The sequence below is a fragment of the Paenibacillus algorifonticola genome, assembly GCF_000971975.1.
GTDB classification, from domain to species: Bacteria; Bacillota; Bacilli; order Paenibacillales; family Paenibacillaceae; genus Pristimantibacillus; species Pristimantibacillus algorifonticola.
The window spans coordinates 32,767-48,854 of sequence record NZ_KQ040786.1 but is presented as its reverse complement, the minus strand read 5'-3'; the positions used below and the strand labels follow the sequence as shown (position 1 = coordinate 48,854).

At 47.8% G+C, this 16,088-nt stretch carries 21 protein-coding genes; 1 reads left to right on the top strand and 20 read right to left on the bottom strand.

Annotated features, from left to right (window positions below; all coding sequences use genetic code 11):
• Nucleotides 1–5: 5 nt before the first annotated feature.
• The 11 genes from uvrB to WH37_RS35385 form a co-directional block, all read right to left on the bottom strand.
• Nucleotides 6–2,003: an excinuclease ABC subunit UvrB gene (gene uvrB / locus WH37_RS06360; protein ID WP_046229764.1), complete on the bottom strand. Its 1,998-nt coding sequence runs from the start codon at nt 2,001–2,003 to the stop codon at nt 6–8.
• Between the two features lie 336 nt (nt 2,004–2,339).
• On the bottom strand, nt 2,340–3,677 hold the full coding sequence (locus WH37_RS06355; protein WP_046229743.1) for a PDZ domain-containing protein: 1,338 nt from the start codon (nt 3,675–3,677) through the stop codon (nt 2,340–2,342).
• Nucleotides 3,678–3,819: 142 nt separating this feature from the next.
• Nucleotides 3,820–5,355, bottom strand: a complete 1,536-nt coding sequence (locus WH37_RS06350) for a S41 family peptidase (RefSeq protein ID WP_046229742.1) — start codon at nt 5,353–5,355, stop codon at nt 3,820–3,822.
• A 295-nt stretch (nt 5,356–5,650) separates the two neighbouring features.
• A complete protein-coding gene (locus WH37_RS06345; RefSeq protein ID WP_046229741.1) occupies nt 5,651–6,913 on the bottom strand; it encodes a murein hydrolase activator EnvC family protein in 1,263 nt (420 codons plus the stop codon).
• 12 nt (nt 6,914–6,925) lie between these two features.
• Complete coding sequence (gene ftsX / locus WH37_RS06340) at nt 6,926–7,837, bottom strand: permease-like cell division protein FtsX (RefSeq protein WP_046229740.1); 912 nt, start codon at nt 7,835–7,837, stop codon at nt 6,926–6,928.
• Nucleotides 7,827–8,513, bottom strand: coding sequence for a cell division ATP-binding protein FtsE (gene ftsE / locus WH37_RS06335; RefSeq protein ID WP_046229739.1), 687 nt, complete (start codon nt 8,511–8,513; stop codon nt 7,827–7,829). The genes ftsX and ftsE overlap by 11 nt, the downstream gene beginning before the upstream one ends.
• A gap of 208 nt (nt 8,514–8,721) precedes the next feature.
• Nucleotides 8,722–8,859 (bottom strand): hypothetical protein, encoded by a 138-nt coding sequence (locus WH37_RS35390; RefSeq protein ID WP_156182244.1) that lies wholly within the window; start codon nt 8,857–8,859, stop codon nt 8,722–8,724.
• A gap of 20 nt (nt 8,860–8,879) precedes the next feature.
• Nucleotides 8,880–9,185 carry a hypothetical protein gene (locus WH37_RS06330; protein ID WP_046229738.1) on the bottom strand — a complete coding sequence of 102 codons (306 nt, stop codon included), beginning with the start codon at nt 9,183–9,185 and terminating at the stop codon, nt 8,880–8,882.
• Between the two features lie 13 nt (nt 9,186–9,198).
• A complete protein-coding gene (locus tag WH37_RS06325) occupies nt 9,199–9,561 on the bottom strand; it encodes a hypothetical protein (RefSeq protein ID WP_046229737.1) in 363 nt (120 codons plus the stop codon).
• Nucleotides 9,562–9,895: 334 nt separating this feature from the next.
• Nucleotides 9,896–10,165: a hypothetical protein gene (locus WH37_RS06320; RefSeq protein ID WP_046229736.1), complete on the bottom strand. Its 270-nt coding sequence runs from the start codon at nt 10,163–10,165 to the stop codon at nt 9,896–9,898.
• A gap of 22 nt (nt 10,166–10,187) precedes the next feature.
• The gene (locus WH37_RS35385) at nt 10,188–10,355 is read right to left on the bottom strand and encodes a hypothetical protein (RefSeq protein WP_156182242.1); all 168 of its coding nucleotides are present in this window, start codon (nt 10,353–10,355) and stop codon (nt 10,188–10,190) included.
• A 138-nt stretch (nt 10,356–10,493) separates the two neighbouring features.
• Here WH37_RS35385 and WH37_RS06315 point away from each other — a divergent pair, with 138 nt between their 5' ends.
• Nucleotides 10,494–10,700, top strand: a complete 207-nt coding sequence (locus tag WH37_RS06315) for a hypothetical protein (RefSeq protein WP_046229735.1) — start codon at nt 10,494–10,496, stop codon at nt 10,698–10,700.
• 150 nt (nt 10,701–10,850) lie between these two features.
• Here WH37_RS06315 and WH37_RS36995 read toward each other — a convergent pair whose 3' ends face one another.
• The 9 genes from WH37_RS36995 to WH37_RS06280 form a co-directional block, all read right to left on the bottom strand.
• Entirely contained in the window at nt 10,851–10,985 is a 135-nt protein-coding gene (locus WH37_RS36995; protein WP_269431275.1) for a hypothetical protein, read from the bottom strand.
• 156 nt (nt 10,986–11,141) lie between these two features.
• On the bottom strand, nt 11,142–11,402 hold the full coding sequence (locus tag WH37_RS06310) for a hypothetical protein (RefSeq protein ID WP_046229734.1): 261 nt from the start codon (nt 11,400–11,402) through the stop codon (nt 11,142–11,144).
• Nucleotides 11,399–11,566, bottom strand: a complete 168-nt coding sequence (locus WH37_RS35380; protein WP_156182240.1) for a hypothetical protein — start codon at nt 11,564–11,566, stop codon at nt 11,399–11,401. Before WH37_RS35380 ends, WH37_RS06310 begins: the two co-directional genes overlap by 4 nt.
• Nucleotides 11,563–12,207, bottom strand: coding sequence for a P-loop NTPase family protein (locus tag WH37_RS06305; RefSeq protein ID WP_046229733.1), 645 nt, complete (start codon nt 12,205–12,207; stop codon nt 11,563–11,565). Before WH37_RS06305 ends, WH37_RS35380 begins: the two co-directional genes overlap by 4 nt.
• Entirely contained in the window at nt 12,204–12,650 is a 447-nt protein-coding gene (locus tag WH37_RS06300) for a hypothetical protein (RefSeq protein WP_046229732.1), read from the bottom strand. Before WH37_RS06300 ends, WH37_RS06305 begins: the two co-directional genes overlap by 4 nt.
• Nucleotides 12,651–12,652: 2 nt before the next feature.
• Nucleotides 12,653–12,913 carry a hypothetical protein gene (locus WH37_RS06295; protein ID WP_046229731.1) on the bottom strand — a complete coding sequence of 87 codons (261 nt, stop codon included), beginning with the start codon at nt 12,911–12,913 and terminating at the stop codon, nt 12,653–12,655.
• Nucleotides 12,914–12,926: 13 nt separating this feature from the next.
• Entirely contained in the window at nt 12,927–13,865 is a 939-nt protein-coding gene (locus tag WH37_RS06290; RefSeq protein ID WP_046229730.1) for a hypothetical protein, read from the bottom strand.
• Nucleotide 13,866: 1 nt separating this feature from the next.
• Complete coding sequence (locus WH37_RS06285; RefSeq protein ID WP_046229729.1) at nt 13,867–14,139, bottom strand: hypothetical protein; 273 nt, start codon at nt 14,137–14,139, stop codon at nt 13,867–13,869.
• Complete coding sequence (locus tag WH37_RS06280; protein WP_156182237.1) at nt 14,090–15,832, bottom strand: fibronectin type III domain-containing protein; 1,743 nt, start codon at nt 15,830–15,832, stop codon at nt 14,090–14,092. The genes WH37_RS06285 and WH37_RS06280 overlap by 50 nt, the downstream gene beginning before the upstream one ends.
• Nucleotides 15,833–16,088 lie beyond the last annotated feature (256 nt).

Here is a 16,088-nt window from a genome sequence, read left to right as displayed (position 1 = left end):
CGCTTCTACATTCCCGCACGCAGCTCCAACAACGCGTCCCGAAGCTCGGCTGCCCGCTCAAATTGCAGGTTTTTCGCTGCATCCTTCATTTCGACTTCCAATCGATTAATCATCGACTGACGGTCCTTCTTCGACATCTTGCCAGATCCGGCATCCGCCAAATAATCAGCCTTCTGCTCAGCGACCTTGGTCGCTTCAATCACTTCCAGCACTTTCTTGCGAATCGTCTGCGGCGTAATGCCATGCTTCTCATTGAAAGCTTCTTGAATCGTCCGACGACGCTCTGTTTCCTTCATCGCACGGCCCATCGAATCTGTCACCTTATCGCCATACATGATAACCCGGCCTTCGCTATTGCGTGCCGCCCGTCCAATCGTTTGAATGAGCGAGCGGTCTGAGCGCAGGAAGCCTTCCTTATCCGCATCCAAAATCGCTACCAGTGATACTTCAGGCAGATCAAGCCCTTCCCGAAGCAGGTTAATGCCAACTAGCACGTGGAAAACGCCAAGTCTTAGGTCGCGCAATATCGCAATCCGCTCCAGCGTCTTAATATCCGAGTGCAAATAACGCACCTTCACACCAATTTCCTTAAAATAATCGGTCAGGTCCTCCGCCATCTTCTTCGTCAGCGTTGTGACCAATACCCGCTCATCCTTCGCAACCCGATCACGGATTTCGCCCAGCAAATCATCAATCTGTCCCTTCGTCGGACGAAGCTCAATGATCGGATCAAGCAGGCCAGTCGGCCGAATAATTTGCTCTACCATTGTCGGGCATTGCTCCAGCTCAAAAGGACCAGGCGTAGCGGAGACATAGATCGTCTGCTTCGCCTTCGCCTCAAACTCCTCGAATTTAAGCGGCCGATTGTCCATCGCCGATGGCAGCCGGAAGCCGTGATTTACGAGCATTTCCTTCCTTGCCCGGTCGCCATTATACATCGCCCGAATCTGTGGCAAAGATACATGCGACTCGTCAATAACAATGAGCATGTCATCCGGAAAATAGTCGAAGAGCGTGTAAGGCGTCGCTCCCCGTTCCCGGAACGTCAATGGACCCGAATAGTTCTCGATGCCTGAGCAAAAACCCATCTCGCTCATCATCTCAATGTCATAGCGAGTACGCTGCTCAAGCCGCTGCGCTTCCAGCAGCTTGCCCGCTTCCTTAAGCTCGGCAAGCCTCTCCTCCAGCTCACGTTCAATATTAATGAGCGCTAGCTTCATCGTATCCTCATGGGTAACGAAGTGAGATGCCGGGAAAATCGCTACATGCTCACGCTCGCCCACGATCTCGCCGGTCAGAACGTCGATTTCCGTAATCCGTTCAATCTCATCGCCGAACAGTTCAATTCTAATCGCCCGCTCATTATTGGCAACGGGGAAAATCTCTATAATATCGCCACGGACACGGAATGTCCCGCGAATAAAGTTAATATCGTTGCGCTGGTATTGAATATCGACAAGCTTATGCAAGATCGCATCACGGGGCTTCTCCATCCCTACGCGCAGCGACAGCAGCATACTGCCGTACTCCTTTGGCGAACCTAAGCCATAAATACAGGAGACGCTGGCTACAACAATGACGTCTCTGCGTTCGAACAGCGAGCTGGTCGACGAGTGGCGCAGCTTGTCAATCTCTTCATTGATGCTCGAATCCTTCTCAATATACGTATCTGTTGAAGGAATATAAGCTTCCGGCTGAAAATAATCGTAATAGCTGACGAAATATTCCACGGCATTATCGGGGAAAAATGACTTAAATTCGCTGCACAGCTGCGCTGCCAGCGTCTTGTTATGCGCAATAACGAGCGTAGGTCGATTAACCTGCGCAATCATATTGGCAATCGTATAGGTTTTTCCCGTTCCAGTCGCACCCAGCAGCGTTTGAAACCTCTGTCCTGCCTCAACGCCTTCAACCAGCTGCTTAATGGCACGCGGCTGGTCGCCTTGCGGCGTATAATCGGACTTAATCTCAAAGTTGCGGGCTTGCGGGGTAAGATTACTCACTTCAGCCATCCACTCCTTCTTCCTTCCTTAGCTATCTATCATTATAGTCTATATCGTGCAAAAGAAGCAGCATGCCTCCATTCGTTCAGGCTGTTACAAGTACTTCCACTTGTTGCTGACAAGTCTGCTCTTTTATAAGAATATGTGTTCCCGTTTATTATAGCTCTAAGCATTCTCCGTTGCAACCAGCTAAATTCCCCTACGTTAGGTCAAATAAAAAAAGCGTCCTGACAGAAACAGAAGTCTGTCAGAACGCTTTTCGAACGATATTTGCGATTCAGCCCGTCCAGCAAACCCGGACAAAAGCTATTAAGAACGTTAGTACCGCAGCTTGTGCTATACTGATGTTTTTTCACCAGAAGCTGCGCTTTTCACAGGAGCTGGCACTGAAGATGAACCCCGACGATGCGCAGTACGCTTGCGCCTCAACAAGTCGATCAGCGAAGCAGGCCCTGGTGCCGCATAGAAATTCGCATCCTCATCCGGAGCCAAAATAACACCAAGCTGATGATGCTCATTTTCATAACGCGCTCGCTGCACAAACTTGACTTCGCCCGCATAGTTCAGCACTTCCAGCTTGCAGAAAGCGGAGTTGAGATGCAGCGCGGCATGCAGATCGGCTTTCGAATGTACACGCACGCCATTAACCTTGGAAATAATTTCGCCTGCCTGAAGTCCCAGCGCCTCAGCCGGCGTTTGCGGCAAAATGCCCAGCAAGCGCAAGCCGCGCTGGTCATGAACGAATAGCGGGCTGCTGGCATTTTCCAGCCTGCGGCTGCGCCAGATGATCGCTTCATGGAGCAGCAGCGAGCAAAGCGCGGCAATCGGCAGCAGCATGGGCAGCCACCAAGCCAGCAAAGCTGCAGCCGCGAGTACGACGCTGTAAAGCAGCAAGCCTTTTGCGGCGTGCCTTGCCTTCTCCTCAGGCAGCATCGAGCGTGTCAATTCGCTAAAGCCAATAATCATCGGCAGCGCGGCAATCGTCCAGCCCTGGGACCAGTCCGCGCCGAGCAGAGGGGTCCAAGGCAATGCTGCTGTTGAAGCGCCTGCGCCTGCACCACCGCCAATGGGAACGAGCAGCAGCAAAGGCACCGGCCAGAAGCTTTGCAGCATGTAGCCGCCGACAATTTTTCCTCTTTTGCCCGAGAGGAACAGTGGCGTCGCCAGCTTGCCGCCCTGATTTCGCACGAGCAGCGCCTCTGCCAAATGCAGCAGAGCTACCAGCATGAACAGCCCTGTCATATCCATGGCGGCGAGTGAAGCCGCAGCTTGACCGACTAGGCCTTCGCCCGAAGCCAGCGGCGTAAATCCAACGATCCATTGCAGCAGGCCAAGTACGCCTGCTGCATAAGCAAAGCATAAGTAACGAATGCGAAACAGCATCAGCAGCGCTGATACGCCCCATAGCCACATCACCGATTGCTGGGTAACGGTAACGCCGATAAAAGCGCCTATGAGAGATACAGCTATGCCTACCAGCAAGCCTGTGACGATTGCCCGGCCGAGCAGCCGGGGCCATATATGCAGCTTGACGGCGAACAATTGCCGTTCAAGCTTGATCTGCTTCGTGTATTGGAGCAAAATAAATAAAATAGCCACATAATAAAAAGGTTGTACCAGCAGTTGAAGCAACGCCAGCTGGAATTGCTGCAACAAAGCAAGAGCCTGATTCACCGCATACACTCCTTCATTTTAACCAACTTGTTCCTATATCCGCCTTAGCAGCTTTTTCCTGTCTTACACATACGGTCTATTCAAAAGAAAAGGCTGACTCCGAAGACAGAGTCAACCTTGTAATGGATTCGACAACGAGGCGTTATTTCCTGCCTACACGTTCAATCGCTTCTCGAAGCTGTACATCGTTGTTCTTGTCTTTAATCCAAGCAACGACCGCCTTCTCTAATGCTGCGGCCGTCGTCTTGTCCAGTTGTCCCGTCTCCGGCAGACTCGATTTTCGCTGGAATTGCTTAACCGCCTGCACGGTTTCCTCATTGAAATAACCATCGTCACGCTTAGGCTCATACCCAAGCCCCTTAAGCATAATTTGCGCACTGCGAATTTGCTCATTGTTCATATCGCGCTGCAACGTTTCCGTTAGCGTCAGCCGCGCAACGGTGTAGAGCGAAGGTGGAGCTACGGCAACGGTCGGCTCAACACCCTTCTCATGAATCCAGATGCCTTCTGGCGTCAGCCACTTGGCGATCGTCATTTTAACCAGACTGCCATCGCCAAGCGCTTTATTATAGCTGACCTGTACCGTTCCTTTACCGAACGTCGTCTCGCCAACAAGTATCGCACCTGCTTCCTCGCCAAGCGCGCCAGCCAATATTTCCGAGGCGCTGGCGCTGCCTTTGTTCATGACTACGGCGACCGGATAAGCTTTGCTGCTGCCCTTGGACAACGTCTTCTCCCGCTTGCCGTCGCGATCCTCCACCTGGACAATCGCATCGCCCTTCGCAATAAACTGCTCGGCAATTTCCACAACGACTGGCAGTACGCCGCCAGGATTATTGCGGACGTCAATCACGAGTCCTTTAAGCCCTTGCTGCCCCTTGTCGCCTGCTCCTTCGCCGCCTTGGGCGCCAGACTGTGCTTGAGCCTGCCTTGCTGCCTGCTGTTTCGCTTCCTGCTCCAGACGAGCAAGCTCTTCCTTGAAGCGATCAGCAGTATTGAGCGAAAATTGGCTGATTTCAATGACGCCAATCCGGTCATCGGACAAATGGGCATATACGGTTTCCACATCAATATCATCCCGTATTAAAATCAGCTGTATCGATTCGCTTGTGCCTGCCCGCTGGATTTGCAGCTTGGCCTTCGTCCCTTTCGGGCCGCGAATTTTGTCTACCGCCTCGTTCAGTCCAAGGCCCTCCAGCTTCTCTCCGTTGACCGAAATGACGACATCCTTCGCCAGCAGTCCAGCCCGTTCGGCAGGAGAGCCTTTGATCGGGGATACGATGACGAGCTTCCCGTTTTGCAGCGTCACTTCCGCACCAATACCGGTGAAGGACCCTTCGATGGACTCGGAAAAATGCTGCGCCGACGTCTTCTCCATATAAACGGAGTAAGGATCATCCAGCGATTCCAGCATGCCTTTGACTGCGCCGTCTACCAGCTCTTCACGATCCGTCTTCTTCACGTATTTGGTTTCAATCAAATCCAGCACCGCATTCATTTTGTCAATCTCAGCTTCCTTCAGATCATGTTGCCCGCTAGTTTCGGCAGCTGCCGGAGCGGAGCCCGACGCCTGATAACTGCTCACGACAAGATCGCGAGCGACTACAAGCGTGACCAGAACAGAAGCGAGCATCGTAATCATTACAAAAGCAATGACTGTACGGCCTCTAAACTGCATATCCAGGACACCACCTTCTCGTTTGACCACAGCATCAAATAGAACCTACTTCAGTTCATGCCTTCCCGCTTGGAAGACATGCCCTAGTATATGACAAGTTCTGTTCATTTATTTGCGTCTGCCCAGCGACCTGCTTATTCCATATTTTTCAAGACAAGCGTAAAACGGCGTTGCCATCCTTGGCGGCAACGCCCGTTTAACAAAGTAATAGAAGCTAATTTATTAATAAATCACATATAAATGCTTATATTTCAAACAAGGGCAGCACGAAGGCTGCCGGTTGTTGCTGATCGCCCTATTTTAAATAGCTGCTTGGATCAGTTGTTGTACCGTTAATACGCACCTCAAAATGCAAATGCGGTCCGGTGGAATTGCCCGTGCTGCCAACCTCGGCAATTTTTTGTCCTTTTGTAACACTGTCGCCTTTGCTTACTTTAATGCCGCCTTCGCGAATGTGGCCATACAGCGTCCACATGCCGCCGCCATGATCGATAATAACGGCATTGCCATAACCGCTCCAGCGCTGCGCCAGAATAACAACGCCGCTTTCCGCTGCATGAATAGCCGTTCCCTGCGGAGCTGCAAAGTCGATGCCAGTATGGAGCTTCTTAGCGCCCGTAATCGGGTGAATCCGGTAGCCGTAGCCCGAGCTGACACGATACGAGTCAAAAATAGGCATGCCCAGCTTGCCGCCTGTATAGACCGCACCGCCGCTTCCGCCTCCGCTGCTGCCATTTCCTGTGCCCGCTTGAGCTGCCGCTGCGGCTGCCGCCTTTTCACGCGCGATTCTTTCCGCCTCTAGCTTCGCTACCTTCTCAGCTTCCAGCTCGGATACCTTTTGCGCGAATTCAATCATTAACGCTTCCTGCTCTGCGCTTATATCTTCGAGATCCTCAAGCTGATGATCGTATTCGGCAACCAGCTTGTTTTTCTGTGCTTCTTTTTTCGCTAGATCGCTTTGGTAATTTTGCAGCTTGGTGTACATCGTTTTGACTTCTTCAAGCTTTTGTTCGACCTCAGCTTTTTTCTCTTCAACCAATGCCTGATCGACTTTGTTTTGCTCTAAAATGCTGCGATCCTGGCTTAGAATAAGCTGGAGCGAATCAAAACGGTCAATAAAATCGGAAAAGCTGCTCGCATTCAGCAAGACGTCAAGATACGACACCGAGCCGTTCTCGTACATAAGCCGCAGACGCTGCTGGATCAGTATGTCGCGCGTTTTTACGCGGCCTTCCGCCTCGACCAGCTCCGCGCCAGCCTGTTGAAGCTCCGATTCTGTTTGATCAACCTTTGCTTGCGTATTATTCATATTGATTACAACAGCATCCAGCTGTGCCAATACCGCTTTAATTGAGGCTTGTACATCAGATTTGAGTGTCGATACTTCCGTCTTTTGCTGCTCTGTCGCGTCAGCTTCCTTCTGCGCTTTGTCAATGGCCTTCTTGGCATCTGAAAGCTGCTTGTTAATGCTGTCCAGCGATGCGGCACTACTGCTGAGTGGCTGTACCAGCAATACCGTCATTATCACCATAAGAACGATTAGATTTCTTCTCTTCACCGACGCTTCCACCTACACTTTCAAATATTTTCGAATGGATATCGTACTTCCCCATATGCCGATCAAGGTGCCCAGTCCAATCAATACACCGCTAATTTCAAGTCCAACTTGCTGGAACGACACGAGACTAAGCATCATCAGCCCAAGTCCCTCCTGTGTCACTTTCACAAACTGCGCGTAGCTGACAAGCAGTACAACAGTCGTCAATATCGAAGCAATCATGCCAATAAGCGCACCTTCAATGAAAAAAGGCCAGCGGATAAACGCATTCGTCGCGCCTACCAATTTCATAATGCCGATTTCCCGGCGTCTGGCAACAATCGTCACTTTAATCGTGTTGGAAATGAGGAACATAGCCGTAACCGTAAGCGCCAGCACGATTACGAGGCCAATTGTACGTACCGCATTCGTAATTTTGAACAGCGTCTCGATTTTGCCTTCCCCATATTTCACACTCGTAATTGGCGCTGTTTCATCACCTGTGTTAAGCGCCTCGATCTGTGTGGCTGCATTGCTGACAGACTGGGGTTTAAATACTTCTACGGTAAAAGAGTCCGGCAGCGGATTGCTCGCATCATCATAGCCGTCAAGCAAGCCTTCATCGCTCAGGTTTTTGCGAAGCTCCTCGAGCCCCTCTTCCTTCGTGACCAGCGTAACCTTCTTCACCTCAGGAATGAGGCGGATTTTATTCTCGACCTCATCCATCTTCGCCTTGTCTATATCCAGCTGCAGAAATACGCGAATTTCCACCTTGCTCTCCACCGAGGAGGCAAAATTGTTTACATTCAGCGCCAGCAGCATAAAAGCCCCGAGCAAAAATAACGAAATAAAAATCGAGCTAATGGAAGCAAACGACATCCAGCCGTTGCGAATAATATTTTTACAGCCTTCTCTAAGGTGGCGGAGCAGGGTTCTAAATTTCATAACCGTACTCCCCTCTTGCCTCATCCCGAACGACCAAGCCATTCTCGATAGCGATGACACGCTTGCGCAAGCTGTTTACAATATCGCGGTTATGCGTCGCCATTACGATGGTCGAGCCGCGAAAGTTGATTTCCTCCAGCAAAGCCATAATCTCCATGGACGTCTCCGGGTCCAGGTTGCCGGTAGGCTCGTCTGCTACAATAACCGACGGGTTATTCACTATTGCCCGGGCAATCGACACACGCTGCTGTTCTCCCCCTGAAAGCTGGGCCGGCAGGCTGGCATGCTTATGCTTGAGACCGACGAGATCGAGAACCTCCATCGTCCGTTTTTTAATAATCCGCTTAGGTGCTTCGATAACCTCCATTGCAAAAGCGACATTTTCAAACACGGTCAGCTTCGGAAGCAATCTAAAATCCTGAAAAATAACGCCTATGTTGCGCCGTACAAATGGAATTTTGCGCGGCTTAAGCTTGCCTATATTAAAACCATTTACGGAAAGCTGCCCTTTCGTAGGCACTTCCTCGCGATAGATCAGCTTCATGAAGGTTGATTTCCCTGCCCCGGAAGGCCCTACCAAATACACAAATTCATTGCGATCTATGCGTACGGACACTCCTCGCAGAGCATGGGTACCGTCGACGTAAGTCTTCCAAATGTCTTGCATTTCAATCACGTTATCACATCCTGTTTTTAGTCAGCATTAGTAATTCGACAATGAGGTGGCAAATCCTTTCAAAAGTACGATTATTAGCGAATTTTCAGAAAAAAACAGACGTATGAAGGCGTCCGTCGAGGTACTGTGTATTTTCTACCCCCGTGTTACAATCCGGGGGTTGCGCCGCTGGCGCGGCGCGTTTTTGCGAAATAGTGCAAACGCAGACTTAAACATTTTCCTTCTTTCCCTTCCAATATCTAATGCAAAATGAAAGAGAAAGGCAGCCAACCATAAACGCTACAAGAAGCCAGAAAGTAGTTAAAAAAACATAGAAAGCTGCTACAGCAAAATCATCAAAAGTCATGTTTCCACCTCTTCCAGCAATCAAAATAGCCTATCAATTAGATGCTGTAGAAAAAGAATCAAACCGAAAAATCCCAAAAGTTTAGCTACAATAATTAAAGGGTCTTGATTAAAAAAAGTCTTTAAGGAGCCAAAAAGTGGATGAACCTTCGTTTCTTCCATCCTTCTTTCAATCTCTACCGCCATTTCAAGGTAAGCTTCTGACTTCGCGATATGACACTGATACGACATTCCAGCAGATAAAGTATCAGGGTTCTGCTGAATCCATTCAGCCGCCTCTCGATGAGAGTCAGATTGCACCAAACAATGTCTAAGCAACTTTTTCATAGGAAAACCTCCATCAAGATTTTAAAGATGCAAAAAATAATAGAGTAGATCGGTCAAGCTTATCATTATTTTCATAATGATGGATAAGCAGATCGACAATTTGTTCAGGATTTCGCAAAGAAAGCTCATCCTGCAACGTGCGCAAATGATTCTTGCGATCAACACCAAGCGTCAAATCGTTCAAATTCCGCAGCTCACGTTCTTTCTGGAACTCTTTCGCCTGCTCTTCCATTCGGCGCTGAAATCTTTTATTCTCTTCTATCAAATGCGTTATGGCATCGGAAACACTTGAAACATGAGAATAACGCGACTTGATTTTTTCAAGCTCCAACTTAATATCAGTAGTAACACGAATGTGGGTTAAATCCATCGACATGTTAACATTCTCCTTTTAACCGGTTCACGGATCGCCGCGGCAGCTCTTTAATTTGTTAACAAATCAAACGTCCAGATCTCGCTGCAGCGTGCGTTTCTGTTAACATTTCAGTGCTGCAGCTGCAACCATGAACGTGCGAAATGTTAACATCGCACTTGGCTTCACGCCGTCAGGCCTAAAGGGCAAAGACGGCCTTCCTTCATACTACTTTCGTTGTCGGCTCCAGCTCAGACAATTGCCCTAAAAGGGATAAGGGTAAACCCTGGCCGGATTTTGTCAATGCCTGAACGCCAACTATTTTACGAGCTAAAAGAACTGTAGCTGCTCAATACGATCAAACCCTTTGCGATGAAGCAGCAAGTTCCAGCGGTGGGGTCATTGGTGGCTGAACAGCAGCAAGCTGCTGCTCATACTCCCACCCACGCGCCGGATAATCCTTCGCACAACGGAAGCAACGTGCCAAATATCGCGGCAGCTGCCGACCTTGCGCATTCAGTTTGACCGAACCAAAATCAATAACGACCAATTCAACTTTGCAGCATGGCGATTTATCATGACCAATCATCGCACGGTCATACACAGGATAGATGGCACGGTACGGCATTGGAAAATCGCAACATAGGAACTTATTCATGCGCTGGATACAAAGCCGACTGTAATTCGTTCCATTCAGCGGCCAACGCTTCAAAAGCCGGATCGTCGAACATGACGCTCTGCATTTCCAAACAAATGTCAACCTGACGAGTAAGCATCCGATGATTTTCGAACCACTCAGCCTTTTGCTTTTCAGTCATTTCGCCCACTCCAATCTAAAGTTTTTGTTGTTCCTTGTTTATATTATAGCACATTTTCTTTAGATTCGTCTATAGAATGTACTTGATTTTCTTTAGAAAGTTGTGTTATTATGCCTATAAAGAAAGGATGATCTTTAGATGAGCAATTATAAGATGATGCAAGTCTATACGGGTGTAAAAACAGTCGTGCAAGATTTAAAAAAGGAACTTGAGCTGAAATCCGAATCCGAAACCGTTGCCTATCTGGCAGCCATACGCGAACTACACAAAGACAAGCTAACGCATGTCCAACATCAGGAAGCGATAAAACGAATGCATGAAATCATAAATCAATCGAGTATGTAAGTTAACATTCTTTACGGCAGCTGGCGACGATCCGTCCGGCTGCCGTTTTATTTTGTTAACATTTAAAGCACGCCTGGCGCGCCGGCTGCCACTCATTTGTTAACATTTTGACGCCGGGCGCAGCTGCTGAAGGTGGCAATTTGTTAACGTTCACTTCTTCCGCTTAAGCAGCCGGATACCTACGACCAGCACAATCAGATAAAAAAGAATCAAACTGATAATTTCCCTTGTCGTCGGAATCGGCATTACATCAGGGACATTCATAATATCGACCAGCGGCATCATAGCGGAAACTCATCCCATTCCGGCAACGGCTGGAGAACGCCTTCTACGATCAAGCCACATAAACGACATGAATAAATGACCACATGATGCTTGCCACATTCCGAATCCATTGGGACATGACAACGGTAGCAGCCTTTCGGTTCTTCATACATCAGCTTACACCCTGTCCCATTTTGTCCACCACTCATCATCATCCACCACCACATGACGCATTTCCTTGCGATCCATTATCAGGACATATAGTCCACCATGACACAACAACGCAACCAGCAGCACAACGGCGATCAGTAACGGCATTAAGGTGAACTTTTCGACGTTCGTAAAAATACCTTTGACCTTCAAGACTTGCATGATAAACAAATAGACGAAGCAGCATGCCGAAATAATAATGGCACCATACTGAATTTTCTTCTTCATATTAAATTCCTAACTACCGTTGTCCATGACAACATGGTAAACATTGCAGCCCACACCCACGGTTGAGGTAAACCCATGAAAAAAGCGATCAGGGTAAGAATGCCGAAAATAGCACCCAATACCCCTAAGCGCAAGCCGATCTGCCGAAAGACATTGTGATTCATGCCACAAACAACCTCCTCGCTGGATCATAGCCATTCAAATGCAGACCTTCATTCATAAGCTGTTTCAAAACTTCATACTCACGGCGCCATTTTTCATAATCCGGCTCCGGCATATCTTCTGCATCGATCAAGCCATTCAGGCCAAGGTAGTCAGGCGTTTTGACTTTGAAGTCTGTCCGATACACGTCGAATATCCATTTATTCAGGTACCAAAGTCGCTTACCAAAAATCTGCCCAGCTGGCTGAGGATCTTTTACCGATACCTGTACAAAATTAGCGAGCTTCATGGTAATCCGATTTTCAAATTGGATTAAGCGCCGGAACGGGTAGGCAATATCCAATATGCTTTGCGCCGTTAACAATAAATCCACGCCGTCCTTCCGATGCTGCCTAAGCTCATAAAACACTTCATACGGCATGTTGTACATTTGCAGACCATCAAGCAGAATACCAGCTTCATCCATGACGATCAGAGCGTTTTTAACGCGCCCTAAAACTTGCAACGGGTCATGATAGGGAATAGCCCCTTTTAAGGGGAAATTGCTGTATACGACCTTTCCTTCGCGCATTTTGTTGAACGACCACTTAGCAGCCGTAGCTGTTTTACCAAACCCCGGAAGCCCGGTCAACACTTCTATCATGCCATTTCCTCCCCATTGCCGTGCTGGCGCATGTACTCCCTAATCGTATCGGGGTCATAGGCACGATTCGAAGGGGGAACGGGCGTCGGCGGCATGCCAGCCGCCTTAACCCGTCGCCCCTTCGAATCGGCTTCCATCACCATTTGATACGCCTGAATGGCCATGTCCCGTTCTCGACGCATCGTGTCAAATTCAATATGAGTGAAATGTATCCGATTCAACCGTTGCGTCAGTCTGTAATCCTTAATGGCTGCTAAAAACTTATTCAGGAACCACCCGAAGAAAAAGGCCATTACCAACAAAAAAGTCATCATAACGCCAGGCACTCCCCAAATCATTAATATGGTTAATCCAGCCAAGTACACAGGCAAACGCTTGATCGCGAAGGTCAGCAGCCCTTTACGCGTCACCTTGGCAAACAACTTGTACAAAAATGCCATCATCGCTATTTTCCTCCCGAAAACGGTATAAAGCTTTTAATCAGGACAACCGTGTAAAAAATCATCAACGCAATACTGAAGGCTATGACCAATCCCATAATGACCATCAGATCCGTGAGCGGAAAAATCTTATTCCATGCAGCCACCGTATCAATTAATTTGTTCCAGTTCTCAGCAAACTTCGCCCAGTCAATCGCTGGAAGGGTAAGCCACTCAGCTACCCGATTCATGAAATTCGCCATCGTATCCATCATATTATCTATCAACTATTTAACCCCCTTAAGCAACAAGGCGTGGTCGTAAAATCAGAATGACAAAGTAAAAAAATTCGCACCATAACGTTATTTTCACAATCGTTCGAATTTTATCAATGAGTTCCATAAAATCCGTAAAATCCAGCGCATCCGTTGTCACGACCCCCATCCAATGGATTTCGCCAAACTTGACTTTTTGGGGTGTGTTTTCGATCCTATTTGCGCTATTCTGTACCACTTGCTGCGCATTCTGCATTTCATTTTTCATTTGCTCCGTGGGGAGCTTGGCTTGCAAATTCGCCATTGCTGCATCAAACTTCGCTTGCGTTTGCGGTGTAATTTCATAAATCTTTTTCACATTCGCATTAATTTCGGCCAGCTTGCTGTTCATGGCCGTGAGCAGCTCTTCCAACAGGTCAAAGATTTTTTTTAACCAGCCGTGTGTATCACTGTCCGATACAGGCAGCGGTTTGAGCTGATAGGTTGGCGTTTGATTTGACCAGGCAACCACATACCCAACAAACGGATCGCCAATTTCAAAGCTGCTGCTGCTTGTGACGGCAACAATTTTAAAATAGACACGGGTACCAATGTTCCAGTCATCCATCGCAATGCGCAGCCAATACGTTGACCGATATTGATTCGTCGTTTGATCCCATGCCGGATCAAAATAATCAACGATCCGATTGTTAGCTGTCACGTAAAATCGGACGATCTCCCGATTTTCAACGATGCTAGGAGACATCGTTACCTCCCCGATCACCGACTGAAACGATAATGACGTTTCATCCACATTCAGGGTAATGCCTTGTTCTTCCGACTTGGGAAATTCATCGTCCCCGTACCACAAAAAATCATCTTGCCCTTGTGGTCCGAAGTATGGCGTTCCGGCTGCATAAGTAGAAAAGGGAAATAGCGCAAGCGCTATTACCCCAATCAACATGATTCTTATAAATCGCAGCATATTAGGCTGCTTTGGACATTTTTTTCTTGAAGATGCTCATCAACCAGCTGATACCGAAAACGACGATAAAGATGACGATGCAGACTGCGATAATTTCCATCGCGTTGACCTTCATGTCATTCGCACCGTCAGTCAAGTTACCCGTTACTGTATCAAGATCAGGGTTAGCAGCGAACGCCGGAACAGCCATCATAGCCATAACAGCAATCGCCATCATCATTGCACTAATACCTTTGTTTACCTTGCCTACTGCTGTACCGAGTTTTTTCCACATAATAATTGTTCCTCCCGTGCCCTTTCTGGGCATTGTAATTTGTTTTTCTAACCGATTTTAAAGATAAATTCATTGGAGCCGATCCACCCGATCCGGCCGATCCGGCCGAAGCTGATGCTCCAGAAGACTTCGTTTGATGAACAGCCGTCATCTTCTTTTTGAAAATTCGGATAAGCCACCATGCCCCGAAAATCAAAATGAAAATACCGATGATCACCCAAATCATGACCATGCTACTTTCTTTCGTATCCTTCGCGCCTTGAATGAGTTGGTCATTAGCTTTGTTCAGATCCGGATTATCCGAATGGCTAATAGGCGGTGGCGTTCCCGTCGGTGCTGGAGGATCAGTCGGCACAGGCCTAGCAGATGTCGTAACCGTCAATACGTTGGATGCATTCTCACGGCCAAAACGATCAATCGCTATAACCTGATACGTATATGCCGTTTTCTCCGTCAAGCCATAAACAGCACGAAACGTTGTCGTTTGCTCACCAAGCTCAACACCATTCTGCAAAACCTTATACGACACACCCACCTGATTCCAAGTAAGCCGTAAAGATTCTGCCGTCACATTATTAGCCGTCAAAACAGGCATAACAGCATCGGGTAGAGTTCCAGTCGTCACATCAAGCTGCGACTCTAAATAACGTCCGTAAACATCCGTGTAACCGACCCGAAAATGATAAAGCGTTTCCGATGTCAGAGTGCCATTGAAAGTAAAAACATTCGTAGACAGATTGTTCGATATCAAATCATCATCGCGGTACAGCGTGTACGGTGGACTACCATTTTTAAAACGCAGCTGCACCGTATCATGCGTTTTGCTAAGCACTTCGATAATCGGATAAACGGGATCAGGTGGCTCACGAGTCTTCAATTGAATTTGATCACTCGTGACCGTCCTACCATATTCATCATAAGCAACAACATAGTAAGTATATGCTGTACCTAAAGGCAATCCCGTATGACTGTAAGTAAGGTTAGTTCCAGCGTACAACTGACCAACGTCAACAGCATAAAGGCGATAGGATTGAGCACCTATTACAGCCGTCCATTGCAGATCGATGCGATCCAGAAATTCCGTACCTGAAAGCTGGGGCTTGTTAATCGGATCACCATAAGCAGCAGCCGTCACTTCATTTGACATTTGGCTGTAAAACCCACCCGTATAAACCGACTTCACATAAAACTTATGGGGCACATCAGGAGCAAGACCCGTCACTATATAATTCTTATTCGTAATAGGAGTCGCCGTGATTAGCTGATTATCCATATAAACGACATAACCCAAATGACCAGCGTCAGGAATATCGTTCCAAGCCAACTTAACGGATCGGGTATCCGGCGTAGCAACAAGGGCAGATGGGACAGGATAGACAAATTCGCCAAAAATATCAAACTCCTGAATATAAGTACTAGAGCCAGAAGAACCATTTATGATACTAACTTTTTTAACACCAACCAAGTTGACATTAAAGGTACCTGTAGCCCGACTGACCGCATGAATCGAAGTACCAGCAGCATTATAAAAAGTAACCGTAGCTCCACCTGAACCACTTCGTTGAATACGATAGCTTGTGATATTCGCCGTAGCTGATAACGTCCAAGAGATCGAATTATTACTAAGATAGGGCAAAAAAACCTGTGTGGAAGTGTCATTATCCGTAACTGCATCCGTGTATGTACCGTTCAAGGTAGCATCCCTTGGGAGATACAGCTGACCAGGCTGACCGTTCAACAAACCACCATCATAAGCAAAAGCTTGTCCACCGAAAACAAAAAGAGTCATGAGCAGCAACGAACAAATCAGGATACGCACTTTAATGTGCTATCACCCCCTTTCGCGATACACCAGTTTAAGAAGGCCAAACATTAAGCCCATCAAAAACGAAGCGTAAAAAATAAAAAGCTCATCTCCTGCCAAAGTCTCCAATATTGATCACCTCTAC

What these genes read in the sequence shown, in the direction of transcription:
- WH37_RS06315 (WP_046229735.1), top strand. Translation starts at nt 10,494, where the DNA reads ATGAGCAATTATAAGATGATGCAAGTCTATACGGGTGTAAAAACAGTC.
- WH37_RS06285 (WP_046229729.1), bottom strand. Translation starts at nt 14,139, where the DNA reads ATGTGGAAAAAACTCGGTACAGCAGTAGGCAAGGTAAACAAAGGTATT.
- WH37_RS06330 (WP_046229738.1), bottom strand. Translation starts at nt 9,185, where the DNA reads ATGAAAAAGTTGCTTAGACATTGTTTGGTGCAATCTGACTCTCATCGA.
- WH37_RS06320 (WP_046229736.1), bottom strand. Translation starts at nt 10,165, where the DNA reads ATGCCGTACCGTGCCATCTATCCTGTGTATGACCGTGCGATGATTGGT.
- WH37_RS06350 (WP_046229742.1), bottom strand. Translation starts at nt 5,355, where the DNA reads ATGCAGTTTAGAGGCCGTACAGTCATTGCTTTTGTAATGATTACGATG.
- ftsX (WP_046229740.1), bottom strand. Translation starts at nt 7,837, where the DNA reads ATGAAATTTAGAACCCTGCTCCGCCACCTTAGAGAAGGCTGTAAAAAT.
- WH37_RS06310 (WP_046229734.1), bottom strand. Translation starts at nt 11,402, where the DNA reads ATGAAGAAGAAAATTCAGTATGGTGCCATTATTATTTCGGCATGCTGC.
- WH37_RS35380 (WP_156182240.1), bottom strand. Translation starts at nt 11,566, where the DNA reads ATGAATCACAATGTCTTTCGGCAGATCGGCTTGCGCTTAGGGGTATTG.
- WH37_RS35385 (WP_156182242.1), bottom strand. Translation starts at nt 10,355, where the DNA reads ATGACTGAAAAGCAAAAGGCTGAGTGGTTCGAAAATCATCGGATGCTT.
- WH37_RS06305 (WP_046229733.1), bottom strand. Translation starts at nt 12,207, where the DNA reads ATGATAGAAGTGTTGACCGGGCTTCCGGGGTTTGGTAAAACAGCTACG.
- WH37_RS06300 (WP_046229732.1), bottom strand. Translation starts at nt 12,650, where the DNA reads ATGATGGCATTTTTGTACAAGTTGTTTGCCAAGGTGACGCGTAAAGGG.
- WH37_RS35390 (WP_156182244.1), bottom strand. Translation starts at nt 8,859, where the DNA reads ATGACTTTTGATGATTTTGCTGTAGCAGCTTTCTATGTTTTTTTAACT.
- WH37_RS06290 (WP_046229730.1), bottom strand. Translation starts at nt 13,865, where the DNA reads ATGCTGCGATTTATAAGAATCATGTTGATTGGGGTAATAGCGCTTGCG.
- WH37_RS06325 (WP_046229737.1), bottom strand. Translation starts at nt 9,561, where the DNA reads ATGTCGATGGATTTAACCCACATTCGTGTTACTACTGATATTAAGTTG.
- WH37_RS36995 (WP_269431275.1), bottom strand. Translation starts at nt 10,985, where the DNA reads ATGATGCCGCTGGTCGATATTATGAATGTCCCTGATGTAATGCCGATT.